Genomic DNA, 13,526 nt, shown 5'->3' with positions numbered 1-13,526 from the left:
CCCCAACCCCCACCGTTGAACGCCCTCCCAAGCCACTACGCGGCAGCCGGTGCCGCAGGAGCGAGCGACCACACGCGTACAGCAAGCGTTGACCGCCCTCCCGGAGTCGCTCCCGCCCTTGATGCCAACGCACCAAAGACCGGCCGTCTCCCGCCCCGGGCGTTGGTCGCCCTCCCTCGCCCACGGCTGGTCCAGGGTTCTCCCTGCAACGACGCCAGGAAGCAGACGCCAGGAGGCAGACATCAGGAGGTGGACAACAGGAAGCACACATCAGGAAGCGGACATCAGGAAGCGCACGTCAGAAAGCAGCTGTCTCCGACGCGTACAGCTTCTCGATCCACCGGCACACGGCGTCGGCGGTCTCCCGGGGTTCGGCGCTGGTGGTGTCCAGCAGATCGACCGGGGGCTCCAGGCGCGCGGCCTCGGACTCCACCCAGGCCGCGTACTCCAGCGTCTCGGCGATCCGCTCCTCGTCCCACTCGCGCCAGGCGGGGCGGGCCCGCAGGCGCCCGGCCAGGACGCCGGGCTCACAGGTCAGCGCGAGGTAGTGGACGCCGGTGAACAGGGCGCGCTCGGGCAGGTGCTCCAGCTCCGGCGGCACCACCGTGCCGCACAGCACGACGGGCCGTCCGCTCTGCTGGACCATGGCCGCGGTGCGCAGCCAGGTGGAACGGAACAGCCGGTGGTGGTCGGCGGGGTCGCGGAGTCCGCCGACCCACAGCAGGTCCTGTTCCAGGACGACGAAGCGGTCGCGGAGCCGCTCCAGCAGCACTCCGGCGATGGTGGACTTGCCGGTGCCGCTGGGCCCCGACACGCAGTACAGGGGCAGGCGCAGGAACGGGCGGGTGCGCTGGCAGAAGGCGCAGCGCAACACGGAGACCCCCGCAGCGGTGTCGGGGGCCTCGTCCCATTCCCCGCAGTGGGTACAGATCAGCGGGTGCACGGGTTACTCGATCAGGTTGTCGGAACGGCTCGGCTCAGTCGAAGAGTCCTTCGAGGAAGCTCTTCTTGCGGCGTCCGCCGTAGCCGCGCGGGGAGTCGGGGTAACCGCCGTGGCCGCCCCGGTAACCCTTGGGGGAGTCGGGGTAGCCGCCCCGGTAACCCTTCGGGGAGTCGGGGTAGCCGCCGCGATAGCCCTTCGGGGAGTCCGGGTAGCCGCCGCGGTGCTGCTGCGGGTAGCCGTGGGGCGGAGCCTGGTGGGGGTCGGGCGGCGGCGCAACACCGTAGTGCCGCTGCTCGGCGTTCACGACCCGCTCCAGTTCGCCCCGGTCGAGGAAGATGCCCTGGCATCCGTCACACCGGTCGATGTGGACGCCCTGGCGGTCGAACGTGCGCATGGTGCTTTGACACTTGGGACAGATCACGAAACGACATTACTCGATTCTTGTCAGAAGCGGGTAAAGAGGTCGTCCGGCCGAACCCGACCGGCCAAACCCGAACCGACCGAACCCGGACCGGCCGCCTTCCCGCGGCGGTCCGGGCAGATCCCCGTTCCGGGCGGCCCCTACTCCGGGGAGGCCAGCATGAGCGAGCGGGCGGCCTCGGTCACGCTGCCCGACAGCGACGGGTACACCGAGAAGGTGTGCGCGATGTCGTCCACGGTCAGGCGCTGCTGAACGGCGATGGACACGCCCAGGATGAGCTCGCTGGCGCGCGGTCCGACGATGACCCCGCCCAGCACGATGCCGGTGTGCTGGCGGCAGATCAGCTTGACGAAGCCGTCCTTGACCTCGTTCATCTTGGCGCGCGGATTGGTGTTGAGCGGCAGGGTGACCGACCGCCCGTCGATCCGGCCGCTGCGCACGTCGTCCTCGCTGGCGCCCACGGCGGCCAGTTCGGGGTGGGTGAACACGGTGGAGGCCACGGTGGAGAGCTTGAGCGGGGACACTGCCTCGCCGAGCGCGTGCCACATGGCGATGCGGCCCTGCATGGCGGCCACGGAGGCCAGCATGTTCACGCCCGTGCAGTCGCCCGCGGCGTACACGCCGGGGACGGTGGTGCGCGAGACCCGGTCGACCTCGACGAAGCCGCCGTCGCCCAGACGGACGCCGGCCTCCTCCAGGCCCAGGTCCTGGGTGTTGGGGATCATGCCGACCGTCATCAGGCAGTGGCTGCCCTCCACGGTGCGGCCGTCGGAGAGGGTGACGAGAACGCCGTCGTCGGTGCGCACCACCGACTCGGCGCGGGTCTTGTTCAGGACGGTCATGCCGCGGCGCATGAAGACCTGCTCCAGCACCTCGGCGGCGTCGGGGTCCTGGGTGGGCATGACGCGGTCGCGCGAGGAGACCAGGGTGACCTGGGAGCCGAGGGACTGGTAGGCACTGGCGAACTCGGCGCCGGTGACACCGGAGCCGACCACGATCAGCCTCTCCGGCAGCTCCTCCATGTCGTAGAGGTGGCGCCAGGTGAGGATGCGCTCGCCGTCGGGCTTGGCGGAGGGCAGCTCGCGGGGGTGGGCGCCCGTGGCGATGAGGACGACGTCGGCGCGCAGACGCTGGTCGCCCACGGCGACGATGTGCGGGTCGACCAGTCGGGCCTCGCCGCTGATCACCTCCACACCCTCCTTGACCAGGCGTGCGCGGGTGTCCTCGGACTGGGCCTGGGCCAGGAGTTTGATCCGGGAGTTGATCCGGTCGGTGTCGACCCGGACCGCGTCCTCGTCCTGGGCGTCGCGGATGCGGATGCCGAGGCTGTCGGACTCGCGTACGTACGTGGTGCGGGTGGACGTGGCGATCAGGCTCTTGGAGGGCACGCAGTCGGTGAGGACACAGGCGCCGCCGATGCCGTCGCGTTCCACCACCGTCACGTCCGCGCCGAGCTGCGCGGCGACCAGTGCCGCCTCGTAGCCCCCGGGTCCGCCACCGATGATCACGACCTTCGTCACGCTGCCTCACTCCCTCTGCGGCCTGGCCGCCACGCGCGTCCCCGGTCCGGGTGATATGCGGGCATGGCGCGGCACCACCTGTTTTCGTCGCTTGTTCCCATTGTCGGCCATGCCGACCGGGGGAAATAGCAGGCACCCCGGGCCAACCGGTCTACGATGGCCCCGTGTCCATCTACGCGGCGTACGGAACCAGTCTCCACCCCGGGCAGATGGCCCGGCGGGCCCCGCACTCCCCCCTGATCACCACGGGCTGGTTGGAGGGTTGGCGTCTGACCTTCGGCGAGTGCCTCCCCGAGCCCGGGGGCGCCCTGGCGACCCTGGTCGAGGACGCGGACCAACGGGTCTTCGTGGCGCTGTACGACCTCATGGAATGGGACGAACCCCACTTGGACTTCTGGCAGGGGGCCCTGGAGGAGTCGCGCGGGGGGCAGCGCCGCCTGCGGGGCGTGTCCGAGGACGAGTACGAGGAACTGCGGCGCAGCCGGGCGCTGTGGTCGGTCGCGGGCGACGGACGGGCCTACCGCAAGGTCACGGTGCGCGCCCGGACGGCGGACCGCGGCGTGGTGACGGCGTGGGCCTACGTGCTCGACGGCTACGAGGGCGGGATGCCCTCGGCGATCCAGCTGGGCGAACTGGCGGTGGCCGCCGAGAAGGCCGGGGCGCCCGACTGGTACGTCTCCGACCTGCTCGCCCGGGAGTGCCTGCCCACCGAGCTGTGACCGCCCCCTCCCCGAGGACATTCGCGCACGCCGTCCGGCCGACCGGCGACCCGCGGGAACACACGTGCGCACGCTCCCGGACGCCGCGGTCACGCGGAGGTAGCATCCGTCGTGTGATGGAACCAGAGCAGCAGCCGAGGACGACCGGCGAGGCCGGGGAGCTGGCGGCCGACGCGGCGCGCGAACTCCTGTCCCGTACCGGGGCCGACAGCTTCGACACGCTGGTGGTGCTCGGCTCGGGCTGGGCGGGCGCGGCGGACACGCTGGGCTCGTACGACATCGAACTGGACGTCACCGACCTGCCCGGCTTCCACGCGCCCGCCGCCGGGGGGCACTCCGCCAAGGTCCGCAGCATGTGGGTGGGCGACAAGCGCGCCATCGTGTTCATGGGGCGCGTTCACCTCTACGAGGGCCGCGGTCCGCTGGAGGTGGCCCACGCGGTCCGCACCGGCGTGGCCGCGGGCGCGGGGACCGCCGTGCTGACGGGTGCCGCCGGGTCGCTGCGCACGGACTTCGCCACGGGGCAGCCCGTGGTGGTGCGCGACCACATCAACCTGACCGCCCGGTCACCGCTGGTCGGGCCCTCGTTCGTGGACCTGACGTCGGTCTACAGCCCCCGGCTGCGGCGGGCCGTCCAGGAGGCGGACGCCTCGGTCCCCGAGGGCGTGTACGTGTGTACGACGGGGCCGCAGACGCAGACTCCGGCGGAGCTGAAGGTGTTGCGGCAGGCGGGCGCGGACCTGGTGGGCCACTCGATCGCCCTGGAGGCGGTCGCGGCGGTGGAGGCGGGCGCCGAGGTGCTGGGGCTGGCCGTGGTCAGCAACGACGCCGTGGGGACGGTGTTCGAGCCCTTCGAGGCCGAGCGCGCCCTGGACGTGGTCACGCAGCGGGCCCGCAGACTGGGCGAGCTGCTCAACAGGGTGATCGGCCAGGCCTAGGAGCTCAGGCCCGGGAACCGTGGGGTGGGGCGCCTCCGACCGGGCCCGTCCGGTACCGGCGTGGCGAGCGTACACCCCGAGGCCTTGGGATGGACGGTACCGACCGGGTTCCGGTCGGAGGCAGTGCTTGCCCCGGTGCCCGCGTCGCGCGGAATCCCCGCAGATCCCGTTGGACTCGCGACCTGGGCACCTTGTACTTCCGTTATTCAGTTGAACCGCGCGCGTCACCCTCGGGGGAAGTTGCGGGTGGACGGCCATCCGCGCGAAGTCGTCCGCCCGGAACGCTCTCCCTTAGGCATGCCTTACCTAACCAGAACTCGGGGGGCGCGTCAACCCCCGACACTGCGGACCCGGCCGCCACACCGGGGTGGGACCGGGCCGGATCCGGGAGAAAGGGCGCTCAGGCCAGCAGGAACACCGCCACGAGCAGGGCCGCGGTCGCGCCGACGACCACGATCACCTCCAGGGGGACCATGGTCTGGGGCTCGTCCTCGGCGCCCAGCGCGGCGGGGCCCGCCTCGTCCACGTCCCTGACCGGCCCGCTGAGCGGACGCGCCTTGTGGCGTTCGGCGTCCTGGCGCAGCTGCCGGGCCGCCAGGTCCACCGGACGCGTGGAGGCGGAGTCCTCGTCGTCCGGGTCGAGGAAGCCCCCCTCCCTGCGCATGTTGTCGCGGACCCGCTGGCGCTTGGTCTCCCGCAGCGGCCACGAGCGCACCACTCCCCCCGGCGTGTGCACCCGCAGGACGTCGGTGACGTCCACCCAGAGCACCGCCGCCCACGGCACGAAGGTCTCACGCAGCGGGTTGACCACCCGCAGGCCTCGCTCGGTGGAGACCACGCGCGGGCGGAGCCAGACCAGGTAGACCGCGGAGACGGTCGCGATCAGCAGTGCCCCCGCGATCCAGGCCTGGCGGCCCTCGCCGCGCAGGAGCACGTCCACCAGCAGCAGGGCGGCGACCACGATCCACGCGATCGCCGCCACCCGCGTGAAGGTGGAGTAGTGGGTGGTGGGGTTGGGTCTGTCCATCAGGAGGTCGTCCACTTCAGCTGCGCGAAGCCGGGCTTGATGACCCCGTTGATCAGCGCCAGGCGCTCGTCGAAGGGCAGGAAGGCCGACTTCATGGCGTTGACCGTGAACCACTGGAGGTCGTCCCAGCCGTACCCGAAGGCCTCGGAGAGCCGGGCGAACTCCTCCGACAGGCTGGTGCCGCTCTGGAGGCGGTTGTCGGTGTTGACGGTGACGCGGAAGCGCAGGTCGTGCAGGAGCCGGATGGGGTGGTCGGCGATGGACTCCGCGGCTCCGGTCTGCACGTTGGAGCTGGGGCACATCTCCAGGGGCACCCGCTTGTCGCGCACGTACTGGGCCAGGCGGCCCAGCCGGGGGGCGCCGCCGCCCTCCGTGTCGATGTCGTCGATGATGCGCACGCCGTGGCCCAGGCGGTCGCACCCGCACCACTGGAGGGCCTCCCAGATGGAGGGGAGGCCGAACGCCTCGCCCGCGTGGATGGTGAAGTGGAAGTTCTCCCGGCGCAGGTACTCGAACGCGTCCAGGTGCCGGGTGGGCGGGTTGCCCGCCTCGGCGCCCGCGATGTCGAACCCGGACACGCCCGCGTCGCGGTAGCGGACCGCCAGCTCGGCGATCTCCGAGGAGCGCGCGGCGTGGCGCATGGCGGTGACGAGCTGGCCCGTGCGGATGCCGCGCCCCTGGTCCGCGGCGCGCTTCTCACCGAGTTCCAGACCCTCCTGGACGGCCTCGACGACCTCCTCCAGCGTGAGCCCGGCCTCCAGGTGCTGCTCGGGGGCGTAGCGCTGCTCGGCGTAGACCACGCCGTCGGCGGCCAGGTCCTCCGCGGCCTCGGCGGCGACCCGCACCAGGGCGTCACGGGTCTGCATGACCGCCGTGGTGTGCGCGAACGTCTCCAGGTAGCGCTCCAGCGAACCGGAGTCGGAGGCCTCGCGGAACCACCGCCCCAGTTCCTGCGCGTCGTAGGTGGGCAGGCCGGTGTAGCCGGTCTCCCGGGCCAGTTCCACGACGGTGGCCGGGCGCAGCCCGCCGTCGAGGTGGTCGTGCAGCAGTACCTTCGGCGCCCGCCGGATCTGGTCGACTGTGAGTGGCTGGTTCATGGATTCAGGATGCCACCAGCTGGGGAGGCGCCCTGACAGGCGGGCGCGGGTCGCCGGAACAGGCGCACGGGGGCGGGGAGCCGGGCGGTGCTATGCGCTCGTGCGCGCTGGGGTCCGCCGCCGTGCTCACGGCGGCGCGGGGCTCCCCGCCCCCGCCTTCCGCGGGCCGCCTCAGGCCATGGCCTCCTCGGTGTCCACGCGGGTGTCGCGGCGCGAGCTCTCCCACAGCGCCGTCAGCGCGGTGGTCACCATGAAGCGGGTGCCCGTGCCGATGGCGCGCTCGTCCACGTCGAAGGTGCCCCGGTGCAGGTCCAGCATGGGACCGTCCCAGTCCGGGGAGTGGGTGCCCAGGCGGGCCAGCGCGCCGGGGACGTGCTCCAGGTACCAGGCGAAGTCCTCCCCGCCCAGGCTCTGCGGGGTGGAGGCCGCGGCCTCGGGGCCCAGGGCGGCGGCGACGGCCTCGCGCATGACGGCCACGCTGGTCGCCTCGTTGATGGTGGGCGGCACGCCGCGCCGGTAGGTCACCTCGGCCTCGGCGCCGTAGGCGGAGGCCACCGACTCCACCAGCCCCTTGATGATGTCGGGGGCCGCGTGCCAGGCCTCGTCGTCCAGGCACCGCACGGTGCCCTCGGCGACGGCGTCGTCGGGGATGACGTTGGGCGCGGAACCGGCGCTGATCCTGCCCCACACCAGGCTGAACCCGGCCCGGGGGTCGATCCGCCGCGACAGCGCGGCGGGCAGTTCGGTGACGACCTTGCCCAGGGCGTAGACGAGGTCGGAGGTCAGGTGCGGACGCGCGGTGTGCCCGCCCGGGCCCGACAGGCGCACCATGAGCTGGTCGCAGGCGGCGGTGATGCCGCCCGTGCGCATCCCGACCCGGCCCGCCATCAGGCGGGGGTCGCAGTGCAGGGCGAAGATGCGGTCCACACCCTCCATGGCCCCGGCGTTGATCACCTCCACGGCGCCGCCGGGGAGTTCCTCGGCGGGCTGGAAGATGAGCCGGACCCTGCCCGGCAGCGCGCCCGCCCTCTCCAGCTGCGCCAGGAAGACCCCGGCCGCCAGCACGACCGTGGTGTGCACGTCGTGCCCGCAGGCGTGGGCGACCCCCGGCACGGTGGAGCGGTAGGGGACGTCCTTCTCGTCCGTCAGCGGCAGGGCGTCGATGTCGGCGCGCAGGGCCACCAGGGGACCGGTACCGGATCCGATGTCGCAGACCAGACCGGTGCCCTGGGGCAGTTCCTGCGGTTCGAGGCCCACCCCGCGCAGGCGTTCGGCGATCCGCCCCGTGGTGCGGTGTTCGGCGAAGGCGAGTTCGGGGTGCATGTGCAGGTCCCGGCGGAAGCCGCTCAGTTCCCGCCCGTGCCGCGCCAGGAAAGCGGTCAACTGTTCCGGCAGGTCATGTCCCTGCATGCGAGGGTCCCCTCTTCTCCACGTCTCAGCGCGTACCGGCTCCGTCGCCGGCACCGACCCTTGCGCGGGTGGGAGGACCGCCCTGGAGCTCGGCGGCGAGCATGTCCACGACGTCGTCGAGGGATCCACCCTCGGCGATGACCGCGCGCTGACGTTCGTAGGAGGCGCCCTTGTCCAGGATCTCGGAGATCAGGTCCAGGTCCTCGGCGCAACCCAGGCGGGTCGCGACCGGTTTCAGCTCGCGGACCAGCTCGTACAGGTCGTCGCGGAGCGGAACGGTGGTTCCGCGCGCGTCCGTGATGACACGAGCGTCGAGTCCGTAGCGGGTGGCACGCCACTTGTTGTCCTTCACCACCCAGGACGGCGGGCTGGGCAGACCGTACCCGCGGTCGAGCTGGTGATCGAACAGCTCCACCAGGCTCTGAGAGAGCGCGGCGGCCATTCCCACCTCGCGCAGGGTGGGAATACCGTCGAACATCCGGATCTCGATGGTGCCGAAATCAGGGTGCGGACGGATGTCCCACCACACTTCCTTGATAGAGGCGATGGTACCTGCCCGGAGAAGCGTTTCGAGGTATTCCTCGAAAGCCGCCCAGTGCGGAAGGTTCGGAGGCGGCCCCGCGGTGGGCAGCGTGCCGAAGATGACGGACCGGGAGGAGGCCAGGCCGGTGTCCTGTCCGCCCCAGAACGGGCTGGACGCGCTCAGGGCGAGAAAGTGCGGCAGGTAGCGCGTCAGGGCGTTGACCATGGGGATGGCCTTGTCCCTGTCGCGCACGCCGACGTGGACGTGGACGCCGCACGTCAGGATGCGCCGGACCAGCCACTGCATCTGCTCGACCAGCTCGCCGTAGCGCTTGCCGGGGCTGAGCTCCTGGTCGCGCCAGTCGTCGATGGGATGGGTTCCCGAGCAGGTCAGCGTGGTTCCCCAGGGTGTGAGGACCTCTCTCATGCGGTCGAGGTTGCGGCCCAGGTCCCCCCTGGCCTCCTCGACCGTCTCGCAGATCCCGGTCACGACCTCCACCTGGGACTGCATGAGCTCGTGGCGCAGCGGCGGGGCGGAGTCGGAGCTGAGCTCGGGGAGTTCGGCGAGGAGCTTGGGCGCCTCCTGCCTCAGGTGCCGACTGCGCCGGTCGACGAGCTGGAGTTCCCACTCCACTCCGATCGTCGCGCGTTCGGACGAGTTGAATGCGATTCCCATCTGCCCTCCGAAGGGGGTGTTTGCCGACCGTCTCCGGCCGTCGCACCGTCGCGCCCCGGAGAACCGGTCAACCGGGACAGAGGAGGACTACCCCCCACGCACCGCACGCATACGGGACAATCGCCTCGCGTAATGCGAATTCCATGGAAAGAATTTCTGTTTCGGCCGCGCCGCCGGAACGCCTACCCGCGGTCGGCGCCGCGGCGGCGCAGCGCCCACGCCGCGGTGCCCGCGGCGGCCGCCGCCCCCATCAGGGACAACGCCCCGGCCAGCGCGCGCCTGGCCCGGCCCCGCTCGGCCGCCTCCCGCGCCGACACCCCCGGAACCCGGTTCGGGCGGGTCCAGTCCATGCCGTACTCCTCCGGCAGGGGCAGGGACCCGGTGTAGGGCGGCGGCATCGGCAGCCACGTGGCCGTCCACGCCGCGCTGAACATCACCAGGCGCATCACGAGGTTGATCCACACCAGCAGCCCCACCAGGACGGCGAAGGACGCGTAGACGGGATTGCTGAGCGTCCCGGCCAGCAGCACCGCCGCCGCGGCCTTGAGGACCTCGAACCCGACCGCGCCCAGCAGGGCGCCCCGCCACATCATCCGCGTGGGCCGCCCGCTGCCCGACAGCAGCGCGAACGCCAGCACGAAGATCGCCATGTTGGCGCCGACCGCGATGGCCAGGGCCAGGGCGCGCAGGGACAGGTTGGCCAGGAGGGAGCCGTCCAGGCCCACCAGGCCGAGGAGCCACTGCGTGGCGGCCTGGGCGACGCTGGTGAAGGCCACCGCGAGCAGCAGCGCCGTGCCCAGGCCCAGCATGACCAGCAGGTCGACCAGCTTGCGCAGGAGGGGGTTGGGGCCCTCCTTGAGGTTCTTCAGCCAGATGGAGTGCAGTGCCTCGCGCAGCGCCGACACCGCGTTCAGGCCCGCGTAGAGCAGACCGAGTGCGCCGATGACGCCGGCGCCCACGCGGGCCTGGGCGATCTCGTCGATGGGCAGTTCGCCGGACAGGCCCGGCAGGACGCCGTCCAGAGCCTGCTGGAGGTAGTCGCCCACCTCGACCTGCACGGCCGCCAGGTAGCCGACCGCGGCGAAGGCCAGCGCCAGCAGCGGGAAGAAGGACAGGAAGGCGAAGTAGGTGACCGCCCCGGCCAGCTGGTTGCCGTTGCGGTCGGCGTAGCGCTCGTAGGCCCGGACCAGGTGGTCGACGGCGGGCCTGCGCCGCCGCAGCTCCCAGTACGTGTCCATGCCCAGGTTCCGGTAGTGCCTGCCGGTGTCCCTGGCCCGGTCCAGCGCTGCGGCCACGCGGCCTCCCTCTCCGTCTCCCGTGTCACCCGTGTCCTACCCCGCGTGGCTCCGCGGTCACCGGTGGCCCGCAACCGTAGCGGTGCCGCACTCCCCCGTGAAGCCTCCGTAACGGAACGAAGCGCTTCACCGGGGGTGATCACGGACACGTCCGGGCCTTGGGCAGACTTGGGGGCGAAAGTCCATCCGGAGAAGGGGGCCTCGGTGGGGGGCGCGGGTGCGCGGCTGCGTGCCGTGTTGGGTGTGCGGTCGGCGGGTCCTCAGGGGCCGTGGCCCGAGGAGGCGCCGGACGCCGACGCACTGGTCAGGAACTTCGCCACGCGGTTCGGAACGCCGCCCGAGGGCGTGTGGCACGCACCCGGGCGCCTGGCGCTCATGGGCGAGCACACCGCGGCCAGCGCGGGGGTCGGGCTGTACGCCGCCCTCCCCTGGGGCGTGACGGCCGCCGTGGGCCCCGCGCCGGACCGGAGCGTGCACGTGGCCGGGTCGAACGGTCCGCTGCGCCCCCGGGAGGCGGCGGCGCGGGCGGTGGCCGGGGCCGTGGCCGACGCTCGCCGGACGGGCGTCCTGGACGGCGACACGGGAGTCCGCGCGGTGCTGGGCTCGGACCTGCCCGGACACGCCTCGCTGGGTTACGCGGCCGCCGCGGGCGCGGCGGTGGCGCTGGCCCTGGCCGACCTGGGCGGCGGTCCGCCGCCCGAGGGCGCCACCGCCGACCAGCGGGCGCTCCTGGCGGCCCGTCCCGGGTGCGCGGTCCGGGTGAACCTGAGGACCCTGCGCACCACCGTGCTGCCGTTCGACCTCGCCGAGGCCGGGCTGCGGCTCGTGGTGGCGGACACCGGCGCACTGCCCCGGCGCGACCTGCGCGCGGCCCGCTCCGCCGAGCTGGAGCGCGCGCAGCGGGCGCTCGGGCCGCTGCGCGCCGTCCAGGATCTGCCCGGGGCGCTGGAGAGCCTGCCGGACCCGGTGCTGCGCCGCCGGGTCGAGTACGCGGTGACCGAGGTGCACCGGCTCAACGCGGCCGTGGGGCTGCTGCGCGCCGGGCGCTTCGGGGAGATCGGGCCGATCCTGTCCGCCTCCCATCTGTCCCTGCGCCGCTTCGGGCTGCCCACTGCGGAGGTGGAGCTGGCCGCGGAGACCGCCGCCCGGGCAGGGGCGCGCGGGGTGCGGATGTCCGGCTGGGCCGGGACCGTGCTGGCCCTGGCCGCCCGGGAGCGCGTGGAGGGGATCGGCGAGGCGTTGGCCCGGGAGTTCCGCGCCGACGGGCGGGTCCCTCCGCGCGTGCGCGCCGCCGTGCCCTCCGCGGGCGCCCACCGGCTGCGCTGATCCGGTCGGACCGGGCGTCGGCCGTCAGGGGCGGGCCGGACACGTTACTGGTGTGACACAAGGGGTCTGAGCTGTGGCGATGGAAGCTGGCCGGTTCGACGGGCGCGGGACCCCGGGTAACGTGCGGAGGCGATCGCGCGGCCGGTTCCCCGGGGCCCGGAGGCCGAAACGGGACATTGCGCCGAACCCCGCTACCCTTTTCGCGATCACACAGGGTGGAAGTAAGCGACGAGGCGGATCCACGACGCTGAGCAGATGGGCGATGCGATGGCTGACCGACGGAACCGGGACGACCCCGGTCGCACCGGCGAGCACGACAGACCGGGCGTGTTCCGGCGCGGCGGGACCCCTGGCAGGCCGGACGAGTTCGAGAAACTCTACCGCCCGCGCGAGTCCGAGCAGAGGGTGGTCGGCGAGACGCGTCGGCTCCCGCCCGCCGAGGACGTGCCCCCGGTGCGGCCGAGGCGGCCCCAGAGGCACCAACAGTCCCAAAGGCCTCAGCAGTCCCAGAGGTCCCGGCGCACCCACAGCGCCGGGCGCGTCTACGACGGCCGCGGCATCGAGCGCAGGCACAAGGAGCGCAAGCGCCGGCTGGCCACCACCATCACGGTGACCGTGCTGGTCCTGGTGCTGGTCCTGCCCCTGGCCTTCGTCGGCGGGTTCTACGTGTACGCGAACTCGCGGCTGGAGCGGGTGGAGGCCCTGCTGGACTACGAGGGCCGCCCGGACGAGCAGCCCGGCACGACCTACATGATCGTCGGCTCCGACAGCCGTCAGGGCCTGTCCGAGGAGCAGATGGACGAGATGGCCACCGGCTACGCCGAGGGCCGCCGAACCGACACCATCATGGTGCTCTACATCCCCGACGAGGGCGACCCCACCATCGTCAGCGTCCCCCGCGACTCCTACGTCCCCCTCGCCGTCCCCGGCTACGCCGACAACAAGATCAACACCGCCTTCGCCGACGCCGTGTGCGGCACGAACGACGCGGGCGAGGAGGTCTGCGGCGGCCCCGCCCCCCTCGTGGAGACCTTCGAGCGCGCCTCGGGCGTGCACATCGACCACTACGTGGAGATCGGCATGGGCGGCTTCGTCGACATCGTGGACGCGGTCGGCGGCGTCGAACTGTGCCCCGAGGAGGCCATGGTCGACCCCAAGGCCGGGCTGGACATCGAGGCGGGCTGCCAGACGATGGACGGCGGCACCGCCCTGGGCTACGTGCGCACCCGCGCCACACCGCGCGCCGACCTGGACCGCATCGCCCGCCAGCGCGAGTTCTTCTCCGCGCTGGTCCAGACGGCCAGCGCGCCCTCCACCCTGTTCAACCCCTTCGAGTCCGTCCCGCTGGTGCTCGCGGGCACCGACACCTTCATGGTGGACGAGGGCGACGACCTGCGGCACCTGGGCAGCATGCTCCTGGCGATGCGCGGCGGTACGCAGACCACCGCGATCCCCGTGGGCCAGACCCCCACGCTGGACGGGGTCGGCTCGGTGGTGGTCTGGGACGAGGCCCGCTCCGAGGAGATGTTCGGCGCCATGCGGGCCGGGGAGCCGATCCCCGAGAGCGCCTTCCAGGAGTAGGCCGGACGCCGGACCGGGGCCCGCCTCCCCGGTCCGGCGGGAGCCCGGGCG

The 13,526-nt window shown here is 72.6% G+C and carries 12 protein-coding genes; 4 read left to right on the top strand and 8 right to left on the bottom strand.

All coding sequences use genetic code 11. The annotated features are described in order from the left end of the window. Positions 1-298 precede the first annotated feature (298 nt). From HGB44_RS22115 to HGB44_RS22105, 3 genes are all read right to left on the bottom strand, one after another. The gene (locus HGB44_RS22115) at positions 299-943 is read right to left on the bottom strand and encodes an AAA family ATPase (RefSeq protein WP_061082767.1); all 645 of its coding nucleotides are present in this window, start codon (positions 941-943) and stop codon (positions 299-301) included. A gap of 34 nt (positions 944-977) precedes the next feature. Next, positions 978-1,364 carry a TFIIB-type zinc ribbon-containing protein gene (locus HGB44_RS22110; RefSeq protein ID WP_082166714.1) on the bottom strand — a complete coding sequence of 129 codons (387 nt, stop codon included), beginning with the start codon at positions 1,362-1,364 and terminating at the stop codon, positions 978-980. Positions 1,365-1,504: 140 nt separating this feature from the next. After that, complete coding sequence (locus tag HGB44_RS22105) at positions 1,505-2,884, bottom strand: NAD(P)H-quinone dehydrogenase (RefSeq protein WP_061082768.1); 1,380 nt, start codon at positions 2,882-2,884, stop codon at positions 1,505-1,507. Between the two features lie 164 nt (positions 2,885-3,048). Between HGB44_RS22105 and HGB44_RS22100 the strand changes: the two genes are divergently transcribed. Together HGB44_RS22100 and HGB44_RS22095 are read left to right on the top strand one after the other, a co-directional pair. After that, entirely contained in the window at positions 3,049-3,603 is a 555-nt protein-coding gene (locus HGB44_RS22100; RefSeq protein WP_231972601.1) for a gamma-glutamylcyclotransferase family protein, read from the top strand. A gap of 116 nt (positions 3,604-3,719) precedes the next feature. Beyond that, a complete protein-coding gene (locus HGB44_RS22095) occupies positions 3,720-4,541 on the top strand; it encodes a purine-nucleoside phosphorylase (RefSeq protein ID WP_210752011.1) in 822 nt (273 codons plus the stop codon). A 400-nt stretch (positions 4,542-4,941) separates the two neighbouring features. On the opposite strand, the gene HGB44_RS22090 is transcribed toward HGB44_RS22095, so the two are convergent. From HGB44_RS22090 to HGB44_RS22070, 5 genes are all read right to left on the bottom strand, one after another. Next, positions 4,942-5,568, bottom strand: a complete 627-nt coding sequence (locus HGB44_RS22090; RefSeq protein WP_210751984.1) for a PH domain-containing protein — start codon at positions 5,566-5,568, stop codon at positions 4,942-4,944. Next, positions 5,568-6,665, bottom strand: a complete 1,098-nt coding sequence (locus tag HGB44_RS22085; protein ID WP_061082772.1) for an adenosine deaminase — start codon at positions 6,663-6,665, stop codon at positions 5,568-5,570. Before HGB44_RS22085 ends, HGB44_RS22090 begins: the two co-directional genes overlap by 1 nt. Before the next feature lie 171 nt (positions 6,666-6,836). Next, complete coding sequence (locus HGB44_RS22080) at positions 6,837-8,075, bottom strand: M20 family metallopeptidase (protein WP_061082773.1); 1,239 nt, start codon at positions 8,073-8,075, stop codon at positions 6,837-6,839. 25 nt (positions 8,076-8,100) lie between these two features. Then, positions 8,101-9,273, bottom strand: coding sequence for a glutamate--cysteine ligase (locus HGB44_RS22075; RefSeq protein WP_061082774.1), 1,173 nt, complete (start codon positions 9,271-9,273; stop codon positions 8,101-8,103). A gap of 182 nt (positions 9,274-9,455) precedes the next feature. Then, complete coding sequence (locus HGB44_RS22070) at positions 9,456-10,568, bottom strand: YihY/virulence factor BrkB family protein (RefSeq protein WP_061082775.1); 1,113 nt, start codon at positions 10,566-10,568, stop codon at positions 9,456-9,458. Between the two features lie 204 nt (positions 10,569-10,772). Between HGB44_RS22070 and HGB44_RS22065 the strand changes: the two genes are divergently transcribed. Both HGB44_RS22065 and HGB44_RS22060 read left to right on the top strand, forming a co-directional pair. Next, a complete protein-coding gene (locus tag HGB44_RS22065; protein ID WP_061082776.1) occupies positions 10,773-11,894 on the top strand; it encodes a galactokinase family protein in 1,122 nt (373 codons plus the stop codon). A gap of 267 nt (positions 11,895-12,161) precedes the next feature. Continuing rightward, positions 12,162-13,475, top strand: coding sequence for an LCP family protein (locus HGB44_RS22060; RefSeq protein ID WP_061082794.1), 1,314 nt, complete (start codon positions 12,162-12,164; stop codon positions 13,473-13,475). Positions 13,476-13,526 lie beyond the last annotated feature (51 nt).

Source organism: Nocardiopsis alborubida, assembly GCF_012396365.1.
GTDB lineage: Bacteria > Actinomycetota > Actinomycetes > Streptosporangiales > Streptosporangiaceae > Nocardiopsis > Nocardiopsis alborubida.
The sequence above is the reverse complement of the archived record's forward strand: the minus strand, read 5'-3'. Positions and strand labels throughout refer to the sequence as shown.

What these genes read in the sequence shown, in the direction of transcription:
- HGB44_RS22095 (WP_210752011.1), top strand. Translation starts at nt 3,720, where the DNA reads ATGGAACCAGAGCAGCAGCCGAGGACGACCGGCGAGGCCGGGGAGCTG.
- HGB44_RS22060 (WP_061082794.1), top strand. Translation starts at nt 12,162, where the DNA reads ATGGCTGACCGACGGAACCGGGACGACCCCGGTCGCACCGGCGAGCAC.
- HGB44_RS22085 (WP_061082772.1), bottom strand. Translation starts at nt 6,665, where the DNA reads ATGAACCAGCCACTCACAGTCGACCAGATCCGGCGGGCGCCGAAGGTA.
- HGB44_RS22090 (WP_210751984.1), bottom strand. Translation starts at nt 5,568, where the DNA reads ATGGACAGACCCAACCCCACCACCCACTACTCCACCTTCACGCGGGTG.
- HGB44_RS22075 (WP_061082774.1), bottom strand. Translation starts at nt 9,273, where the DNA reads ATGGGAATCGCATTCAACTCGTCCGAACGCGCGACGATCGGAGTGGAG.
- HGB44_RS22080 (WP_061082773.1), bottom strand. Translation starts at nt 8,075, where the DNA reads ATGCAGGGACATGACCTGCCGGAACAGTTGACCGCTTTCCTGGCGCGG.